The organism is Pseudomonas sp. CC120222-01a (genome assembly GCF_003097235.1).
Taxonomy (GTDB): domain Bacteria; phylum Pseudomonadota; class Gammaproteobacteria; order Pseudomonadales; family Pseudomonadaceae; genus Aquipseudomonas.
In genome coordinates, this window is record NZ_QEQQ01000002.1 from 49,730 (window position 1) to 69,486 (window position 19,757).

Annotated in this window: 15 protein-coding genes; 10 read left to right on the top strand and 5 right to left on the bottom strand. The window is 63.5% G+C overall.

The window, feature by feature from the left end; genetic code table 11:
• Positions 1-8: 8 nt before the first annotated feature.
• The 6 genes from N430_RS03135 to gcvP all read left to right on the top strand — a co-directional run bounded on the left by N430_RS03135 (position 9) and on the right by gcvP (position 8,928).
• A complete protein-coding gene (locus tag N430_RS03135) occupies positions 9-1,226 on the top strand; it encodes a 2-octaprenyl-3-methyl-6-methoxy-1,4-benzoquinol hydroxylase (protein WP_165837335.1) in 1,218 nt (405 codons plus the stop codon).
• Between the two features lie 240 nt (positions 1,227-1,466).
• Positions 1,467-2,468 carry an extracellular solute-binding protein gene (locus tag N430_RS03140; RefSeq protein WP_110632684.1) on the top strand — a complete coding sequence of 334 codons (1,002 nt, stop codon included), beginning with the start codon at positions 1,467-1,469 and terminating at the stop codon, positions 2,466-2,468.
• A gap of 141 nt (positions 2,469-2,609) precedes the next feature.
• Positions 2,610-4,232, top strand: coding sequence for an iron ABC transporter permease (locus N430_RS03145; protein ID WP_110633777.1), 1,623 nt, complete (start codon positions 2,610-2,612; stop codon positions 4,230-4,232).
• A gap of 123 nt (positions 4,233-4,355) precedes the next feature.
• The gene (gcvT, locus tag N430_RS03150; protein ID WP_110632687.1) at positions 4,356-5,438 is read left to right on the top strand and encodes a glycine cleavage system aminomethyltransferase GcvT; all 1,083 of its coding nucleotides are present in this window, start codon (positions 4,356-4,358) and stop codon (positions 5,436-5,438) included.
• A 48-nt stretch (positions 5,439-5,486) separates the two neighbouring features.
• Complete coding sequence (gene gcvH / locus N430_RS03155; protein ID WP_110632690.1) at positions 5,487-5,870, top strand: glycine cleavage system protein GcvH; 384 nt, start codon at positions 5,487-5,489, stop codon at positions 5,868-5,870.
• Between the two features lie 184 nt (positions 5,871-6,054).
• The gene (gene gcvP, locus N430_RS03160; protein WP_110632693.1) at positions 6,055-8,928 is read left to right on the top strand and encodes an aminomethyl-transferring glycine dehydrogenase; all 2,874 of its coding nucleotides are present in this window, start codon (positions 6,055-6,057) and stop codon (positions 8,926-8,928) included.
• 117 nt (positions 8,929-9,045) lie between these two features.
• Here gcvP and N430_RS03165 read toward each other — a convergent pair whose 3' ends face one another.
• The 3 genes from N430_RS03165 to N430_RS03175 form a co-directional block, all read right to left on the bottom strand.
• Positions 9,046-9,360 carry a DUF2388 domain-containing protein gene (locus N430_RS03165; RefSeq protein ID WP_110632695.1) on the bottom strand — a complete coding sequence of 105 codons (315 nt, stop codon included), beginning with the start codon at positions 9,358-9,360 and terminating at the stop codon, positions 9,046-9,048.
• A gap of 89 nt (positions 9,361-9,449) precedes the next feature.
• Entirely contained in the window at positions 9,450-11,126 is a 1,677-nt protein-coding gene (locus N430_RS03170; RefSeq protein WP_110632698.1) for a GspE/PulE family protein, read from the bottom strand.
• A gap of 99 nt (positions 11,127-11,225) precedes the next feature.
• Positions 11,226-11,543, bottom strand: coding sequence for a hypothetical protein (locus N430_RS03175; RefSeq protein ID WP_110632701.1), 318 nt, complete (start codon positions 11,541-11,543; stop codon positions 11,226-11,228).
• Positions 11,544-11,670: 127 nt separating this feature from the next.
• On the opposite strand from N430_RS03175, the gene N430_RS03180 reads away from it, so the two are divergent.
• Positions 11,671-12,141 (top strand): Lrp/AsnC family transcriptional regulator, encoded by a 471-nt coding sequence (locus N430_RS03180; RefSeq protein WP_110632704.1) that lies wholly within the window; start codon positions 11,671-11,673, stop codon positions 12,139-12,141.
• A 100-nt stretch (positions 12,142-12,241) separates the two neighbouring features.
• Here the strand turns inward: N430_RS03180 and N430_RS03185 are convergent, their stop codons facing one another.
• Positions 12,242-13,609 carry a CYTH domain-containing protein gene (locus N430_RS03185; protein WP_110632707.1) on the bottom strand — a complete coding sequence of 456 codons (1,368 nt, stop codon included), beginning with the start codon at positions 13,607-13,609 and terminating at the stop codon, positions 12,242-12,244.
• A gap of 115 nt (positions 13,610-13,724) precedes the next feature.
• Here N430_RS03185 and argE point away from each other — a divergent pair, with 115 nt between their 5' ends.
• Entirely contained in the window at positions 13,725-14,867 is a 1,143-nt protein-coding gene (gene argE, locus N430_RS03190; RefSeq protein ID WP_110632710.1) for an acetylornithine deacetylase, read from the top strand.
• 125 nt (positions 14,868-14,992) lie between these two features.
• Positions 14,993-16,291 (top strand): amino-acid N-acetyltransferase, encoded by a 1,299-nt coding sequence (gene argA, locus N430_RS03195; protein ID WP_110632713.1) that lies wholly within the window; start codon positions 14,993-14,995, stop codon positions 16,289-16,291.
• A gap of 152 nt (positions 16,292-16,443) precedes the next feature.
• Here argA and N430_RS03200 read toward each other — a convergent pair whose 3' ends face one another.
• Positions 16,444-17,820 (bottom strand): glutamine synthetase family protein, encoded by a 1,377-nt coding sequence (locus N430_RS03200; protein WP_027920891.1) that lies wholly within the window; start codon positions 17,818-17,820, stop codon positions 16,444-16,446.
• 574 nt (positions 17,821-18,394) lie between these two features.
• On the opposite strand from N430_RS03200, the gene N430_RS03210 reads away from it, so the two are divergent.
• Positions 18,395-19,753 carry a glutamine synthetase family protein gene (locus tag N430_RS03210; protein WP_110632720.1) on the top strand — a complete coding sequence of 453 codons (1,359 nt, stop codon included), beginning with the start codon at positions 18,395-18,397 and terminating at the stop codon, positions 19,751-19,753.
• Positions 19,754-19,757: the final 4 nt, after the last annotated feature.

The following is a 19,757-nucleotide window of genomic DNA, read 5'->3' on the forward strand; positions in this document are numbered from 1 at the left end:
GCATGGAAATGCGCGCAGATCTGTTGATTGTCGGTGCCGGTATGGTCGGCAGCGCCCTGGCCCTGGCGCTTCGCCACAGCGGCCTGGAAATTCTCCTGCTCGATGGCGGCCCGCTGTCGGTCAAACCGTTCGATGGCGCCGCTCCGTTCGAGCCACGGGTCAGTGCCCTGTCTGCGGCCAGCCAGCGCATCCTCGAACGCCTGGGAGCCTGGGACGGCATCGCCGGGCGGCGCGTTTCGCCATATTCCGACATGCATGTGTGGGACGGCAGCGGTACCGGTCAGATTCATTTCTCGGCAGCCAGCGTGCATGCCCAGGTGCTCGGCCATATCGTCGAGAACCGGGTGGTACAGGACGGCCTGCTGGAGCGCCTGCACGACAGCGACATCGGCCTGTTGCCCAATGCCCGCCTGGAGCAGCTGCGCCGCTCCGGTGACGAATGGCTGCTGACCCTGGCCGATGGCCGCCAGCTGCGTACGCCGCTGGTGGTGGCCGCCGATGGCGCCAACTCGGCGGTGCGCCGGCTGGCCGGCTGCGAAACCCGCGAATGGGATTACCTGCACCACGCGATCGTCACCAGCGTGCGCTGCAGTGCTGCGCACCAGGCCACTGCCTGGCAGCGTTTTACCGATGAGGGGCCGCTGGCGTTCCTGCCGCTGTCGCGTGACGGCAAGCAGGACTGGTGCTCGATCGTCTGGTCGACCACGCCGGAGCAGGCAGAGCAGATCATGGCACTGGATGAGCAGGCCTTCCTCAAGGCCCTGGAACGCGCATTCGAGGGGCGTCTGGGGGATGTGCTGGAGGCCGACCCGCGCGTCTGCGTGCCGTTGCGCCAGCGCCACGCCAAGCGCTACGTGGACGAAGGGCTGGTGTTGATTGGCGATGCCGCGCACACCATCCATCCGTTGGCCGGGCAGGGCGTCAACCTGGGCTTCCTTGATGCCGCGGTGCTGGCCGAGGTGCTGGAGAATGCCTGCGAGCGCGGCGAGCGCTTGGCGGATGTGAAGGTGCTCAGCCGTTATGAGCGCCGGCGCATGCCGCACAACCTGGCGTTGATGGCAGCCATGGAAGGGTTTGAGCGGTTGTTCCAGGCCAATCCGTTGCCGTTGCGCTGGTTGCGTAACAGCGGGTTGAAGCTGGTGGAACAGATGCCGGAAGCCAAGGCGATGTTCGTCCGCCAGGCCTTGGGGTTGACCGGGGACCTGCCGGAACTGGCCAAGCCCTGAAGTCGCCGTTTTTTTTGTGGGAGCGGCCTTGTGTCGCGAAAGGGTCGCGTAGCGGCCCCAGATTTCAGCTTCCCAGCAGATATCGCCGGGGCCGCTCTGCGGCCCTTTCGCGACACAAGGCCGCTCCCACAGGGTGCGCTTGCGCTCATTTTGCAACATCCGGTAACTGCTCGGATGATGAGTCGGAAAATGGGATTCACTACCATTTGCACCTCTCATACGATCCGAGGAGTGCTTTCCATGTTGCCACGCAAGCCCCTACTGGCCGCCCTGGCCCTGACCCTGTTCGGCGGCACCGCCCAGGCGGCGGACGAAGTGGTGGTGTACTCCTCACGCATCGACGAGCTGATCAAGCCGGTATTCGACGCCTACACCGCCGAAACCGGGGTCAAGGTGAAGTTCATCACCGACAAGGAAGCCCCGCTGATGCAGCGGATCAAGGCCGAGGGCGAGAACGGCGTGGCCGACCTGCTGCTCACCGTCGATGCTGGCAACCTCTGGCAGGCCGAGCAGATGGGCATCCTGCAGCCGATCAAATCGGACATCATCGACCAGAACATCCCGCCGCAGTACCGCGCCTCGTCCCATGACTGGACCGGCCTGAGCCTGCGTGCACGTACCATCGTCTACTCCACCGAGCGGGTCAAACCGGCCGAGCTGACCACCTACGAAGCCCTTGCCGACAAACACTGGGAAGGCCGCCTGTGCCTGCGCACCGCGAAGAAGGTGTACAACCAGTCGCTGACCGCCACGCTGATCGAGAACCACGGCGAGGCCAAGACGGAGCAGATCGTCAAAGGCTGGGTCGGCAACCTGGCCACCGATGTGTTCTCCGACGATAACTCGGTGATCCAGGCCATCGAGGCCGGCCAGTGCGATGTGGGTGTGGTCAACACCTATTACTACGGTCGCCTGCACGCCCAGAACCCGAAGTTACCGGTGAAGATCTTCTGGCCCAACCAGGGCGACCGTGGTGTGCACGTCAACCTGTCGGGCATCGGCCTGACCAAGCATGCGCCGCACCCGGAAGCCGCCAAGAAGCTGGTGGAGTGGATGACCGGCGAGAAGGCGCAGAAGCTGTTCGCCGACATCAACCAGGAGTTCCCGGCAAACCCAAAGGTCAAACCGTCGGAAGAAGTGGCGGCTTGGGGCAGCTTCAAGGCTGACAGCATTCCAGTGGAAGTGGCCGGCAAGCGTCAGGCCGAGGCCATTCGCCTGATGGATCGGGCTGGCTGGAACTAAGCACCCGGCCTTAAGCTTCCGGGGCCTTCACGGGCCTCTTCGCGGGCATGCCCTCTCCCACAGGAATACTCGATCCCTGTGGGAGCGGGCATGCCCGCGAACGACCGCAAAGCGGTCGCAATCAGCCACAGAGACATTCACTTGCCCCATACCGCCCAACGCCGCTGGTACCTCCCGGTCACCCTGACAGCCGCCCTGGTCCTCCTGCCCCTGAGCGTGCTGTTGCTGTCATGGCAGTCCATCGACCTGCAGATCTGGTCGCACCTGCTCGACACCCAGATGGGCCGCCTGCTGGGCAACACCGCGACCTTGGTGGTCGGCGTCGGCATCGGCGTCACCCTGCTCGGCGTCAGCCTGGCCTGGCTTACCAGCCTCTGCGAGTTCCCCGGCCGGCGCTGGCTCGACTGGGCGCTGATGCTGCCGTTCGCCATTCCGGCCTACGTGCTGGCCTTTGTCTTCGTCGGCCTGCTCGATTTCTCCGGTCCCGTGCAGAGCGCCCTGCGCGAAGTGTTCGGGCCGATGCGCCTGCCGCGGGTACGCTCCACCGGTGGGGTGATCATCGTCCTGGTTCTGGTGTTCTACCCCTACGTCTACCTGCTGGCGCGTACGGCGTTCCTGGCCCAGGGCAAGGGCTTGATGGAGGCTGCGCGGGTATTGGGCCTGTCGCCCCTGCAAGCCTTCTGGCGGGTGGCCCTGCCGATGGCGCGGCCAGCGATTGGTGCGGGCATCGCCTTGGCGCTGATGGAGACCCTGGCCGATTTTGGTGCAGTGTCGGTGTTCAACTTCGATACCTTCACCACAGCTATCTACAAGACCTGGTACGGCTTCTTCAGCCTGTCCAGCGCGGCCCAGCTGGCCAGCCTGCTGCTGTTGGCAGTGATGCTGGTGCTGTACGGCGAGCGCCGCGCCCGCGGCGCAACCCGCAGTGGCAACGAGCGCCCGCGTGGGCAGGCGCTCTATCACTTGCGTGGGGTCAAGGCGCTACTTGCCAGCGGCTGGTGCCTGCTGGTGTTCGCCTGTGCGTTCGTCATTCCACTGCTGCAGTTACTGGTGTGGTGCTGGCAGCGCGGTCGGCATGATCTGGATGAGCGGTATGTCGGCCTGGTGCTGCATACCTTGTACCTGGGCGGCATGGCCGCCCTGATCACCGTTTGCGTGGCCCTGATGCTGGCCTTCGCCCGCCGTCAGGTCCCGACGGGCGGCATCCGTGCCGGTGTCGGCCTGGCCAACCTGGGCTATGCCTTGCCCGGTTCGGTGCTGGCGGTGTCGATCATGCTGGCTTTCAGCTATCTGGACAATCAGCTGGTTATCCCGCTGTCGACCTGGTTGGGCGGCGCGGGCAAGCCACTGCTGCTGGGCAGCCTGGCCGCCTTGCTGCTGGCTTATCTGGTGCGCTTCCTCGCCGTGGCCTATGGACCGTTGGAAAGCAGCCTGGAACGTATACGCCCTTCGTTGCCGGAAGCCTCGCGCAGCCTCGGCGTCGGTGGCGTCGGTTTGTTTTTCAAGGTGTATCTGCCGTTGCTGGTGCCGGGTGCCCTGAGCGCCGCGCTGCTGGTGTTCGTCGATGTGCTCAAGGAAATGCCCGCCACCTTGCTGATGCGCCCGTTCGGCTGGGACACCCTGGCGGTCAGGGTGTTCGAGATGACCAGCGAAGGCGAATGGGCGCGCGCCTCGCTGCCGGCGCTGACTCTCGTGCTGGTGGGGCTGTTGCCGGTCATCGGGCTGATCCGCCGTTCGGCTCGTCGCCCGGGTCACAGTCACTGAGGATGCCAGCTTGCGCCCTTGCGGCTACAATGCGCGGCATTCGCGCGGCGGTTCCTACAAGAAGAGCTGACGATTAAACGTCATCGACCGCCGCCGCTTCGCCACGCCCGGAAGGAGAAACCCATGGGACAGCGCACGCTTTTGTACGACTTGCACCTGGCGCTTGGCGCCAAGACGGTCGATTTCGGCGGCTGGGACATGCCGCTGCACTATGGCTCGCAGGTCGAGGAGCACCATCAGGTGCGCAGCGACTGCGGTGTCTTCGATGTTTCCCACATGACGGTCATCGACATCACCGGCGACGACGCCACGCCCTGGCTGCAACGTCTGCTGGCCAACGACGTGGCCCGTCTCGACAGCACCGGCAAGGCGCTGTACAGCCCGTTGCTCAACGAAGACGGCGGGGTCATCGACGACCTGATCGTCTACCGCACACAAGACGGCTACCGCCTGGTCACCAACGCGGCCACGCGGGCCAAGGTCATCGACTGGCTACAGCGCCAGAGCGCCGGTTTCAGCGCCTCGTTCGAGGTTCGCCCAGACCTCGCGATTCTCGCCATCCAGGGCCCCCATGCCCGCGAGAAGGTCGCCGCGCTGCTGAGCCCGGCCCGCGCTGCGCTGATTCGTGAACTGCGCCCGTTCGAAGGTATTGCCGAAGGTGACTGGTTCATCGCCCGCACTGGCTACACCGGTGAAGACGGGCTGGAAATCATCCTGCCGGGTGATGAGGCCGTAGCATTCTTCAACGATCTGGTCGGCGCCGGCATCGCGCCGAGCGGCCTGGGTGCGCGTGACACCCTGCGCCTGGAGGCCGGCATGAACCTGTATGGCCAGGACATCGATGAAAGCCACACCCCGCTGACCTCCAACCTGGGCTGGTGCATCGCCTGGGAGCCGGCCGAACGAAACTTCGTCGGCCGTACCGGCCTGTTGGCGGAAATCGAGCGCGGTGTGCAGGAAAAACTGGTCGGCCTGGTGCTGGAAGAGCGCGGCGTTCTGCGTGCCCACCAGGTGGTACGTGTAGCCGGGATTGGCGAAGGGGAGATCACCAGTGGTAGTTTCTCGCCTACGCTGAGCAAATCCATCGCTCTGGCACGCGTGCCCATGGCGACCGGTGACCGTGCCGAGGTCGAGATTCGCGGCAAATGGTACCCGGTGCGGGTGGTCAGACCGACCTTCGTGCGCCACGGCAAGATTTTGATCTGAACATTCAACGGCGGGCCGAACCGCTGACCCAAACGAGGAATTCAAGACATGAGCAATATCCCCGCCGATCTGCGTTTCGCCGAAAGCCACGAGTGGGCACGCCTGGAAGCTGATGGCACCGTCACCGTCGGCATCAGTGACCACGCCCAGCAAGCGCTGGGTGACGTGGTGTTCGTCGAGCTGGCCGAAGTCGGCAAGACCTTTGCCGCTGGCGACGCAGCCGGTGTGGTCGAGTCGGTCAAGGCCGCCTCCGACATCTACGCCCCGGTTTCCGGTGAAGTGATCGCGGTCAACGAGGAGCTGGCCGACAGCCCGGAGCTGCTCAACGAAGAACCTTATGATTCGTGGATCTTCAAGCTGAAGCCGAGCGACAAGTCGGAGCTGGACAAACTGTTGGACGCTGCCGGCTACAAAGCCCTGATTGGCGAGTAACACCGCGTCGCCTGCTTCGCGGGCACGCCCGCTCCCACAGAGATAGCGTAGGCCTCAGGGCCTGTGGGAGCGGGCTTGCCCGCGAAGAGGCCAGTACAGCCAGAGCAAGATTCCCCGCAGAATCGGCAATCCTTCCTAGACTTATAAGTCTCCATGACACCTGGTCTAGGAAGAGAGCGTCGACATGTCCCAGTCGCCATCCCTGCATCAACTGCAAGAGCTCAACCCTTTCCTGCGCCGCCACCTGGGGCCCGATGCCTCGGAGCAGCAGGCAATGCTCAGCAGCCTCGGCCTCAACAGCCGCAGCGAGCTGATCGAGCAGACCGTGCCGCCGGGCATCCGCTTCAACCGCGCCCTCGACCTGCCGCCGGCCCTGGATGAACAGGCTGCGTTGGCCAAGCTGGCCGGCTACGCCGAGCAGAACCAGGTGTGGACCAGCCTCATCGGCATGGGCTACCACGGCACCGTCACGCCCACGGTCATCCTGCGCAACGTGCTGGAAAACCCCGGCTGGTACACCGCTTACACGCCCTATCAGCCTGAAATTGCCCAAGGCCGCCTGGAGGCGCTGCTCAACTTCCAGCAGATGGTCATCGACCTCACCGGGCTGGCGCTGGCTAACGCGTCATTGCTCGATGAGGCCACGGCCGCTGCCGAAGCGATGGCCCTGGCCAAGCGCGTGGCGCGCAACAAGAGCAATGCGTTCTTTGCCGATGAGCACTGCCATCCACAGACCTTGTCGGTATTGAAAACCCGCGCCGAAGGCTTTGGTTTTCAGTTGATCGTCGACTCTGTGGATAACCTCGCCAGGCACCAGGTCTTCGGTGCCTTGCTGCAGTATCCGGATACCCATGGCGAGGTGCGCGACCTGCGCCCGTTGATCGACCAGCTGCACAGCCAACAGGCCTTGGCCTGCGTGGCCGCCGACCTGCTCAGCCTGGTTGTGCTGACACCACCCGGCGAACTCGGTGCCGATGTGGTACTGGGTTCGACCCAGCGCTTTGGCGTACCGATGGGCTACGGCGGCCCGCACGCGGCCTATTTCGCCTGCCGTGATGACTACAAGCGGGCGATGCCCGGGCGCATCATCGGTGTGTCCCGCGATGCCCGTGGCAACACGGCACTGCGCATGGCCCTGCAAACCCGCGAGCAGCATATCCGCCGCGAAAAGGCCAACTCCAACATCTGCACCGCCCAAGTGCTGCTGGCCAACATCGCCAGTTTCTATGCGGTTTATCACGGCCCGGAAGGGTTGCAGCGCATCGCCCAGCGGGTGCACCGGCTGACCTTCGTGCTGGCCGCAGGCCTTGAGGCCAAAGGCATCAAACGCCTCAATCAGCACTTTTTCGACACCTTGACCCTGGATGTCGGTGGCGCGCAGGCAGCAATCATCGAAAGTGCCGAGGCTGCCCACATCAACCTGCGCATTCTGGGGCGCGGCCACCTGGGCGTAAGCCTGGACGAAACCTGCAGTGAAGCCACCGTGCAGCGGCTGCTGGATATTTTCCTGGGCGTCGATCACGGCCTGGACATCGCCACGCTCGACCAGCACGCGCTGCCCGAAGGCATCCCCGCTGCGCTGGTGCGACGCACGCCGTTCCTCAGCCATCCGGTGTTCAACCTGCACCACAGCGAAACCGAGATGCTGCGCTACCTCAAGCAGCTGGAGAGCAAGGACCTGGCGCTGAACCAGTCGATGATCCCGCTCGGCTCCTGCACCATGAAACTCAACGCCACCAGCGAGATGATCCCCATCACCTGGCCTGCTTTCGCCCAGCTTCACCCCTTTGCCCCCGCCGCGCAGGCCACGGGCTACAAGGCGATGATCGACGAGCTGGAACGCTGGTTGTGCGCCATCACCGGCTTCGACGCCATCTGCATGCAACCCAACTCCGGCGCCCAGGGGGAATACGCCGGGCTCATGGCCATTACCCGTTATCACCGCAGCCGTCATGAGCCTCAGCGCACGCTGTGCCTGATCCCGTCGTCGGCACATGGCACCAACCCGGCCTCGGCGCAGATGGCGGGCATGGAGGTGGTGATCGTCGATTGCGACGATGCTGGCAACGTCGACCTCGAAGACCTCAAGGCCAAGGCCCATGCCGCCGGCGCGAAGCTGTCGTGCCTGATGGTCACTTATCCCTCGACCCATGGTGTGTACGAAGAGGGCATCCGCGAGATCTGCGAGGTGATTCACCAGCACGGTGGCCAGGTGTACATGGATGGCGCCAACCTCAACGCTCAGGTCGGCCTGGCGCGACCTGCGGACATCGGTGCCGATGTTTCACACATGAACCTGCACAAGACGTTCTGCATCCCCCATGGAGGTGGTGGCCCAGGCATGGGGCCGATTGGCATCCGTGCGCATCTGAAACCGTTTGTCGCCAGCCACCCGGTAGTGCCCGTTCCGGGCCTGGACCCGAATAACACGGCGGTCAGCGCCGCGCCCTGGGGCAGTGCGAGCATCCTGCCGATCAGCTGGATGTACATCGCCATGATGGGCCCACAGCTTGCCGATGCCAGTGAAGTGGCGATCCTCTCGGCCAATTACCTGGCCAGCCAGCTCGGCGGCGCGTTCCCGGTGCTGTACCGCGGGCGCAACCAGCGTGTGGCCCATGAGTGCATCCTCGACTTGCGCCCGCTCAAGGCGCAGACCGGCATTACCGAGGAGGACGTCGCCAAGCGCCTGATGGACTATGGCTTCCATGCCCCGACCATGTCATTCCCGGTGCCGGGGACCTTGATGGTCGAACCCACCGAAAGCGAGTCGAAGGCCGAGCTGGACCGCTTCGTTGAGGCGATGTTGGCGATTCGGGCAGAGATTGCCGAGGTGCAGGAGGGTAACTGGCCCGCGGAAGACAACCCGCTCAAGCATGCGCCGCATACCTTGGCCGATGTGCTGGCGCCGTGGAACCGGCCTTACAGCCTGGAGCAGGCGGTTGCGCCCAGTACTCACGTGCGCCTGCACAAGTACTGGCCAGCGGTGAACCGGGTCGACAACGTGTATGGGGACAGGAATCTGTTCTGTGCTTGCGTGCCGGTGGAGGCTTACCGGTAAGGCTTGGGATCGGTTCTGGATTCTTCGCGGGCAAGCCCGCTCCCACAGGTATCTCGCGGGCTTCAGGCTTGTGCTTTCCCTGTGGGAGCGGGCTTGCCCGCGAAGCAGGCGGCGCGGTTACTCGGCTACCGCGTTCTTGGCCAGGATGGCGTTGGCCAGTTCCATGTCCGAGGCTTGCATCCCTGGGTTCTCGGCACGCACCTGCTGCAGCGCCTGCTCCAGGAACGGCCCGCGAATCGCACCCTCGCTGGCGACGAAGCTGCCGGCGTCATCCTGCGCCGCGAGTACCAGCTTGTGGTCGTGCGAAGTGATGTAGCTCGACGCCGTGGTCGCGCCGGAAGTCATTACGTTACGCCAGAAGGTATCGGCCATGGCAGAGCCAACAGGCAGCGAAAGCAGGGCAGCAGCTGCGATGGCGGTTTTGAGACGCATGATGAAACACCTCGAAGGGTGAGGGTTGGGAATGGCCGTTTTGATCCCGAAAAATGGGCGCAAGTTCCTTGAATACAAGGGTTTTTTGCTCACGAACAGACCCGTAGCACCTCCTCGGAACGGGTCAGCCCACGGGCCACTTTTGCCTCCCCACAGCTGCGCAAATCCTGTAACCCTTCAGCTAGAGCCTGCCGTTGCAGCTCGGCCAGATCGGTGCTGGCGCCTATCCGTGCACGCAGGCTATCGCTCGGGATCAGCAGTTCGAACAAGCCAGTACGGCCAAAGTAGCCGGTGCCTCGACAGACCTGGCATGGATCGTTCGATGGGCGGCCCTGGCAGGCTTGGCAGAGCAGGCGTATCAGGCGCTGGGCCATGACCCCGCCCAGGGTCGCCCGGATCAGGTAATCGGCCACCCCCAGCTCAAGCAGGCGGGTAATGGCGCTACAGGTGTCATTGGTGTGCAGGGTCGAGAGTACCAGGTGCCCGGTGAGTGCAGCCTGAACTGCTACCAGTGCGGTCTCGCGGTCGCGGATTTCACCGATCATGATGATGTCCGGGTCCTGGCGCAGCAGGGTGCGTACGCCCTCGGCAAAGCCCAGGCCCAGCGCCGGCTGCACCTGCATCTGGTTGAACGCTGGCTCCAGCCGCTCGATCGGGTCTTCGATGGTGCACAGGTTGACCTGCGGCGTGGCCAGCTGCTTGAGGCTGGCGTAGAGCGTGCTGGTCTTGCCGGAACCGGTAGGCCCGGTGACCAGCAGGATGCCCTGGCGGCGCTGCAGCAGCGTTTGCCACTGGGCCAGTGGCTCGCCCTCCAGGCCCAATTGGTCGAAGTCCTCCTGCAGCTGGCGCGGGTCGAACAAGCGCAACACCAGTTTTTCACCAAAGGGCGTCGGCAGCGTGGAAAGGCGCAGCTCAACTTCGCTGCCGCCTGGCAGGCTGCTCTTCACCCGGCCGTCCTGCGGGCGGCGCTTCTCCGCTACATCCATCCGGCCCAGGTGTTTCAGGCGGCTGACCACGGCCAGGGTGACACTGGCCGGGAAGGCGTAGACCGTGTGCAGCAGCCCATCGATGCGGTAGCGCAGGTGGCCTTGTTCGCGACGTGGCTCCAGATGGATATCGCTGGCACGTTGCTCGATGGCGTACTGCAGCAGCCAGTCGACGATATGCACGATGTGCGCGTCATCGGCCGTTGCGTCTGCTTGCCGCTTGCCGAGCTCAAGCAAGTGTTCGAGCTCGCCCAGGCTGGTTGCTTGCTGGTGCTGCGCACCTTGTACCGAGTGGGCCAGGCGAAACAGCGACTGACCCAGTTGGCGAATCTGCAGCGGGCTGGCCAGCACGCGGCGGATCGGTTTGCCAAGGCTACGCGCCAGGTCGGCCTGCCATAGCTGTTGGTAGGGTTCGGCACTGGCCACGGTGATGGCGTTGGCGTCGTTGGCCACGATCAGGATGCCGTGGCGTTGCGCGAAGGCGGGGGAGATCAGGCCATTGACCTGGGCCAGGTCGAGCTGCATGGGGTCGATGCGCAGGTAGGGCTGGCCGACCTTTTGCGCCAGCCATTGGCAGAGGGCGTCCAGGTTCAGTAGCTGGCCAGGCTGGCAACGATCTTCCAGGCCCAGGGCCGCGATGGTTTCGAGCGGGTGGTGAGCACTGTAACGGGACGCTTGTTCGCGAACCTGGCATGAGTCGGTGGCGGTCAGGTGCTGGTCGGCCTGCAAGGCGTCCAGCAGGCTTTTGAGATCGAGGGATTGTTCGTTGAGAGTGAACATCGGCGGCGTCCGTGCCTTGGGGGAGTCCTGGGTCAAGGCTAGCCGTGCCTGGCGCAGCGAGGTTCGGGAAAGGATTTCGGGATTTTGCGCCGCCAGGCTTCAGATCACCGCCAACTCCAGCCGCGCCAGGTTTTCCAGGCTCACCTCCCCGACACACACCAGGTTGCGCAGTTTTTGCGCAATTACTTCCGCCCGGTGCCAGCTCAACCCGCCGATGCCGACCTCGATGTCGAGCCAGTCTTGCTGCTGGCTGACCTGCACGCTGTGCGGCGTGAGGAACTGCAGGGCAAACAGGTTGAGCACCCGGCACAGCGTATCTGGCTCGGCTTCGGCCTGAAGGCGATAGCGTACGGTGCTGTGGCTGGCGCTGGCGGCCCAGGCATTGCTGCGGGGCAGGGGGCGTTCGAGTGCATTCATGCTGGGTCTCCGCGAATGTGGGAGAAATTCTTGCACGTCGAAGGCGGTATTTTTTCGCTATGATTCCATCGATTTGCTGTTATTGCAGATTGTTCAATTCGAATAAGCGTATTTTGGAGAATTATTCATGCAAGGCGAACTGGATGCCTACGACCGGCGCATTCTTGAGCTCCTGCAAGAGGACGCGTCGCTGTCCAGTGCACAGATCGCCGAGCGTGTGGGGCTGTCGCAATCACCCTGCTGGCGCAGGATTCAGCGCTTGAAAGAGGAGGGGGTGATCCGCGGGCAGGTGACCCTGCTGGATCGCAAGAAGGTCGGCTTGAATACGCAGATCTTCGCCGAGGTGAAACTCAACGCCCACGGTCGCTCCAACTTCACCGAATTCACCGAGGCGATCCGCGGCTTTCCGGAAGTGCTGGAGTGCTATGTGTTGATGGGGGCGGTGGACTTTTTGTTGCGCATCGTCACTGCGGATATTGAGGCTTATGAGCGCTTCTTCTTCGAAAAGCTGTCGAACGTGCCAGGGATTCAGGAAGTGAACTCGATCGTGGCGCTGTCGGAGATCAAGTCCACCACCAGCCTGCCACTATCGAGGTGAGGCCTTCGCGGGCTTGCCCGCTCCCACAGGCTATCTACAGCCGCGAGAGCGGTGCAGTACCTGTGGGAGCGGGCAAGCCCGCGAAGAAGCAGACGCGGTCTTAAGCCTTGAGCAAGTGCTTCCAGCCCCGGCTCTGATCCACAGCCCGCGCCTGCTCGATCCGCGCTTCCAGCACTTCATCGCTGATCGGCAGTTCCGCCAGTTCATGCAGCTTCTTCAAGTCGCCGTACAGGCGGTCCATCTGCGGCGCTTCGAGCACCTGGCGTGCATGGTGCAGCCAGGCCAGCAGCTGTTCGATACGCGGCAGCTGTTCGGCCAGGTCTTCCGGGCGCTGGGTGTACAGCGGCAGCTTCAGCGAGCGGCCTTCTTCGCCCAGCAGGTGCGCCAGCCAGCTGGCCAGCTGCGCCTTGCCCTGACGCTCGCCACGGCCCTTGCGCTCCACGGTCCAGGCACGGGCCAGCAGCCAGCGCGAGGTTTCCAGGGAGAACTGGCCCCAGCGTACGTCTTCGAGCTCTTCGATGAACTGCTCGGGTGCGGCACGGCGGATGTCTTCGTCGTCGTTGCCGGCCTGCACCAGCGGGCGCCAGTCTTCCAGCAGCGCGTCGAGGCTGGCGCGCAGCTCGCGGGTGGTCGAGCGTGGGGCGGCCTGGCCCAGGCTGGCAACCAGTGCACGCAGTTCGGCCAGGCACTGTACCCAGTCCTGCAGCAGGCGCCAGTGGCCATTGTGGCGGTACTGCTCGGCCAGGCGCTGGCTGCTGCCCAGCAGCTGCCAGGCGAGCGCGGTGAACGCGTCGTCCACGGCCATTTCGGCGTCCAGTTCGGTGGAAGGCAGGCCCAGCTCGTAGCTGTCCGGCTCCAGCAGGCGGTAGCCGCGCTCGGCCTTGCTGATGTCGCACGGCATCAGTGGCAGGCTCGCGGCCAGCTCTGCGGCCAGCTCCAGCAGCGCTTCAGGGGCGCCTTCGCGCAGTTCCAGTTCCAGTTCGCTGATCTCTTCCTTGCGCTTGCCGGCGATCACGAAGCCCTGGTCCAGTGCGGCCTCGATCACGACCTTGCTCTTGCCGCGGCCCCAGCTGATCTCGGCGTATTCGCGGGTGAAGTCGGTGGTGAACAGCGGCTTGATGGTTTTCTTGTCCAGCTCGGCCAATTGCTCGGGCCAGCAGGTGGCGTCGAGCTTTTTCAGGTCGAGCTTGACCTTGTCCAGGTGCCATTCGTACTCGTTGCGCTCGGACAGCCCGGCAACGCTCTGGCCGCGGCACTTCAGGGTCTGGATGACTTCTTCGCCGTCACGGCGCAGGCGCAGGGCGACACGGGCAGCGGAGAGGTCGCGTTCGGGGGTGTCGAAGTACTGGTTGAGCAGCTCGCGAGTCTGCCAGCCGGACTTGTTGCGCTTTTTCAGCAGGGGGTGCTCGCGCAGGGCGGCCAGGGTCTCGCGGCTGGCGCGGAGCTTGAGTTCGGTTTCTTTGTGCATCACAGGCTCGAAGGAGGGGCGTCGTTGCAGGGCAGTCTACAGGAGTCGGCCGGCAACGGTTTATTCCAGACGGCGGATAGTCCTATGATGGGCAACGCTTCCGAGGAGTATGCGCATGCCGTTGCCGACGCTGAAAGACCAGTTTGCCGCCTTGATCGCCGCGCCCTCGGTCAGTTGCACCCAACCCGCACTGGACCAGTCCAACCGTCAGGTCATCGACCTGCTGGCCGGCTGGCTGGGCGATCTGGGCTTCAGCTGTGACATCCAGCAAGTCAGCCCCGGCAAGTTCAACCTGCTGGCCAGCCGCGGTGGCGGCCCTGGCGGACTGGTGCTGGCGGGGCATAGCGACACCGTGCCTTACGACGAACAGCTATGGTCCAGCGACCCGCTCAAGCTCACCGAGGCCGATGGCCGCTGGGTCGGCCTGGGCAGCTGCGACATGAAAGGCTTTTTCGCCTTGATCATCGAAGCGGTGATCCCGCTGCTGGAGCATGATTTCAAGCAGCCGCTGCTGATCCTCGCCACCTGCGATGAAGAAAGCTCCATGTCCGGCGCCCGTGCCCTGGCCGCTGCCGGCCAGCCGCTCGGCCGCGCGGCGGTGATCGGCGAGCCGACTGGCTTGCGGCCGATCCGCATGCACAAGGGCATCCTCATGGACCGCATCGATATCCTCGGGCGCAGCGGCCATTCGTCCGACCCGAGCCTGGGCCACAGCGCGATGGAGGCCATGCACGAGGTGATGGGCGAGTTGATGGGCCTGCGCCGGCAGTGGCAGGCAACCTTCAGCAACCCGCAGTTCACCGTGCCTACGCCCACCATGAACTTCGGCTGCATCCATGGCGGTGACAACCCCAACCGCATCTGCGGCCAGTGCGCCCTGGAGTTCGACCTGCGGCCGCTGCCAGGCATGGATGTCGAACAGCTGCGGGCCGCCATTCGCGGCAAGCTGCAGCCGGTGGCCGAGCGCCATGAGGTGCGTATCGACTACGCACCGCTATTCCCTGAGGTGCCACCTTTCGAGCAGGCCGCCGATGCCGAGCTGGTGCAAGTGGCCGAGCGCCTCACCGGTCATCGGGCTGAAGCGGTAGCGTTCGGTACCGAAGCGCCTTATCTTCAGCAGCTGGGTTGCCAGACCATCGTGCTGGGCCCCGGCGACATCGCCTGCGCCCACCAGCCTGGCGAATACCTTGAAATGTCACGAATCGAGCCTACCGTGCGTCTATTGCGTGACCTGATCCGGCACTATTGCCTGAATTAAACGTCCACCCTGTTGATTCGTTCTTGCCTAGAGGAGACCGCGCGTGACCGCAAGCCTGTTCCGACGATGATCCTGAACGCCGTGTGATTCACCGTTCTCCGTCCACTTTATCCACAGGCCCTGTCATGCCCGAATACGTCAACTGGCTACGTCATGCCTCCCCGTACATCAATGCCCATCGCGACTGCACCTTTGTGGTGATGCTCCCCGGCGATGGGGTTGAACACCCGAATTTCGGCAATATCGTCCACGACCTGGTGTTGCTGCACAGCCTGGGTGTGCGCCTGGTGCTGGTGCATGGTTCGCGTCCGCAGATCGAAAGCCGCCTGGCTGATCGCGGCCTGACCCCGCACTACCACAGGGGCATGCGCATTACCGATGCCGCCACCCTGGATTGCGTGATTGATGCCGTCGGTGCCCTGCGCCTGGCCATCGAGGCGCGCCTGTCGATGGACATCGCCGCCTCGCCGATGCAGGGTTCACGCCTGCGTGTGGCCTCCGGCAACCTGGTCACGGCACGGCCAATCGGTGTGCTCGAAGGGGTGGACTACCACCACACCGGCGAAGTGCGCCGGGTCGATCGCAAGGGTATCAGCCGCCTGCTCGACGAGCGCTCCATCGTGCTGCTGTCGCCACTGGGCTACTCGCCGACTGGTGAAATTTTCAACCTGGCCTGCGAAGACGTCGCCACGCGCGCGGCCATCGAGCTGGGCGCCGACAAGTTGCTGCTGTTCGGTGCTGAGCCGGGCCTGCTGGACGAGAACGGCAAGCTGGTGCGCGAACTGCGCCCGCAGCAGATCGCCCCGCACCTGGCGCGCCTGGGCAGTGATTACCAGGGCGAGCTGCTGGATGCCGCTGCCGAGGCCTGCAAAGGTGGTGTGGCGCGTAGCCATATCGTCAGTTATGCCGAGGACGGTGCGCTGCTGACCGAGCTGTTCACCCGCGAAGGTGGCGGTACGCTGGTGTCGCAGGAACAGTTCGAAGTGGTGCGCGAGGCGACCATCGACGATGTCGGTGGCTTGCTGGAGCTGATCAGCCCGCTGGAAGAGCAGGGCATTCTGGTGCGTCGTTCCCGTGAGGTGCTTGAGCGTGAGATCGAGCAGTTCAGCGTGGTCGAGCGTGAGGGCATGATCATCGCCTGTGCGGCGCTGTACCCGATTGCCGACTCCCAAGCGGGTGAATTGGCGTGCCTGGCGGTGAACCCGGAGTACCGCCATGGCGGGCGCGGGGATGAGCTGCTTGAGCGCATCGAGGGGCGGGCGCGGCAGATGGGGTTGAATACCTTGTTCGTGCTTACCACGCGCACGGCGCACTGGTTCCGTGAACGCGGGTTTGCGCCTAGCGGCGTGGAGCGCCTGCCGGCTGCGCGGGCTTCGCTGTACAACTACCAGCGCAATTCGAAGATTTTCGAGAAATCCCTATAAGCCTGTACCGCAGCCTCTGTGGGAGCGGCCTTGCGTCGCGAAAGGGCCGCAAAGCGGCCCCGGCGATTTCAGCTTGATGCACAAATCTTGGGGGGCGCTTCGCACCCCAATCGCGACGCAAGGCCGCTCCCACAATGTGGGCGGCGTTTTGCTTACACGGTATGCAGATACCAGTTGTACTCGAGGTCGGAGATCGAGTGCTCGAACTCCTCCAGCTCGCTCTCCTTGCACGCGACGAAGATGTCGATGTACTTCGGATCGATGTACTTGTTCAGGATCTCGCTGTCGTCCAGCTCGCGCAGGGCATCGCGCAGGTTGTTCGGCAGGCTCTGTTCCAGCTGCTCGTAAGAGTTGCCCTCAATGGGCGTGCCTGGCTCGATCTTGTTGGTCAGGCCGTGGTGCACGCCTGCCAGCACGGCAGCCATCATCAGGTACGGGTTGGCGTCGGCGCCGGCTACGCGGTGCTCGATGCGCACGGCATCTGCAGAACCGGTTGGCACCCTCAGGGCCACGGTACGGTTGTCCAGGCCCCAGCTCGGCGCATTCGGCACGTAGAACTGCGCGCCAAAGCGGCGGTACGAGTTGACGTTCGGGCAGAGGAACGCCATGGACGCAGGCAGGGTCTCGAGCACACCGCCGACAGCGTGACGTAGCGCGGCGTTCTGCTCGGGATCCTCGCTGGTGAAGATGTTGTTGCCATCTTTGTCCAGCACGGAGATGTGTACATGCAGGCCGTTGCCTGCCTGGCCCGGGTAGGGCTTGGCCATGAAGGTGGTGTCCATTTCATGGTCGTAGGCGATGTTCTTGATCAACCGCTTGAGCAGTACCGCGTAGTCGCAGGCCTTGAGCGGGTCGGCAACGTGGTGGAGGTTGACTTCGAACTGCGCCGGGGCGCTTTCCTTGACGATGGCGTCAGCAGGGATGCCTTGCTCTTTCGCGCCTTCCAGGATGTCCTGCAGGCAGTCGGCATATTCGTCGAGGTCGTCGATCAGGTACACCTGGGTCGACTGTGGGCGCTTGCCCGAGATTGGCGAGCGTGGTGGCTGCGGACGGCCGTTCACGTTCTCCTGGTCGATCAGGTAGAACTCCAGCTCGAACGCGGCGCAGATGGTCAGGCCCATATCGGTGAACTTGCTCACCACCTGACGCAGCACTTCGCGCGGGTCGGCGAAGAACGGCTCGCCTTCCAGTTCGTGCATGGTCATCAGCAGCTGCGCGGTCGGGCGCTTTTGCCAAGGCTCATTACAGAGCGTGTCGGGGATTGGATAGCAGATGCGGTCAGCATCGCCGATGTCCAGGCCCAGCCCGGTGCTTTCAACGGTGGAACCGTTGATGTCCAGGGCGAAGAGGGAGGCAGGCAGGTTGATGCCTTTCTCGTAAACCTTGTGGAGGCTGGTGCGCTCAATGCGCTTACCACGCACCACACCATTCATATCTGCAATCAGAAGGTCAACGTAGAGAACCTCAGGATGTTCCTTAAGGAACGCGTTCGCTTCGTTAAGCTGAACGGCACGCGGGGGTACCGACATGATGCAACACCTTTGTTGTTAAAAATATCAATCAAGGGGGGCTTGCAGGACCAGTCAATCGAAAAGACAAACTGATGTCAAGCCAACCCCATGATGCCTCGAAATGGCACATCGACGGCAGATTTGCTGCATATCGGGGCGTGCCATTATCCGCTATTTCCCTCACAAAGGGCTATCTCCGACATGCCGTGTTTTATTTTTTACGGAGGTGTTGTGTAAAAAATTTAACAAGGCTAAGCTCGGACTCAACCCAAAACACAATAATACGAGGGTCACATGGTCCGCTTGTCGCGACCTGAGCGCGCTGCCTGTGCAGTGCAGTCGGGTATCCCTGCCGTTCCCGCACGCATCAGTCGAGTTGTCGCCTGCATGGCCGCAATAATTGACGCTTTGCGCATCTGGACCACACCTCGTAACGCTTTTTCGTTGCTCTTCTCGTATTCCTGCCCTTTGATCCCACTACGGACACGCTTGTTTTCAGTGTATCCACAGTGCGCCTGCGCGTGGGTTTTTGCTTTAGCAATCTACTCCCTCCAGAATCAGAGCGCGGACCACCTTACCTCCTGAGGTATTTATGAGTAACAACCTCGACCAGCTCACCGATTGGTTGAAAGAGCACAAGATCACCGAAGTCGAATGCCTGATCAGCGACCTGACCGGCATCACCCGCGGCAAGATCTCGCCGACCAACAAATTCATCGCCGAAAAAGGCATGCGCCTGCCCGAGAGCGTGCTGCTGCAGACCGTGACCGGCGACTATGTCGACGATGACATCTATTACGACCTGCTCGACCCGGCCGACATCGACATGATCTGCCGCCCCGACCAGGACGCCGTATTCCTGGTGCCGTGGGCCATCGAGCCGACCGCCCAGGTGATCCACGACACCTACGACAAGAAGGGCAACCCGGTCGAACTGTCGCCGCGCAACGTGCTGAAGAAGGTCCTCAAGCTCTATGCCGACAAGGGCTGGCAGCCGATCGTCGCGCCGGAGATGGAGTTCTACCTGACCAAGCGCAGCGAAGACCCTGACTTCCCGCTGCAGCCGCCGGTCGGCCGCTCTGGCCGCCCGGAAACCGGTCGCCAGTCGTTCTCGATCGAAGCCGCCAACGAATTCGACCCCTTGTTCGAAGATGTCTACGACTGGTGCGAACTGCAGCGCCTGGACCTCGACACGCTGATCCACGAAGACGGCACCGCGCAGATGGAAATCAACTTCCGTCACGGCGACGCTCTGCACCTGGCCGACCAGATCCTGGTGTTCAAGCGCACCATGCGTGAGGCCGCGCTCAAGCACAACGTGGCTGCCACCTTCATGGCCAAGCCGATGACCGGCGAGCCCGGCAGCGCCATGCACCTGCACCAGAGCGTGGTCGACGTGGCCACCGGCAAGAACATCTTCAGCAATGAAGACGGCAGCATGAGCGAGCTGTTCCTGCACCACATCGGTGGCCTGCAGAAGTTCATCCCCGAAGCGCTGCCGCTGTTCGCCCCCAACGTCAACTCGTTCCGCCGCTTCCTGCCCGACACTTCGGCGCCGGTGAACGTCGAGTGGGGCGAGGAGAACCGCACCGTCGGCCTGCGTGTACCGGATGCCGGCCCGCAGAACCGCCGCGTCGAGAACCGCCTGCCGGGCGCCGATGCCAACCCTTACCTGGCCATCGCCGCCAGCCTGCTGTGCGGCTATATCGGCATGGTCGAGGGCATCGAAGCCAGTGCGCCGGTCCAGGGCCGTGGCTATGAACGCCGCAACCTGCGCCTGCCGCTGACCATCGAGGACGCCCTCGAACGCATGGAAAACAGCCGTGCGCTGGTGCAGTACCTGGGCAAGAAGTTCATCACCGGCTACGTCGCCACCAAACGCGCCGAGCACGAGAACTTCAAGCGCGTCATCAGCTCGTGGGAGCGTGAATTCCTGCTATTCGCTGTCTGATCAA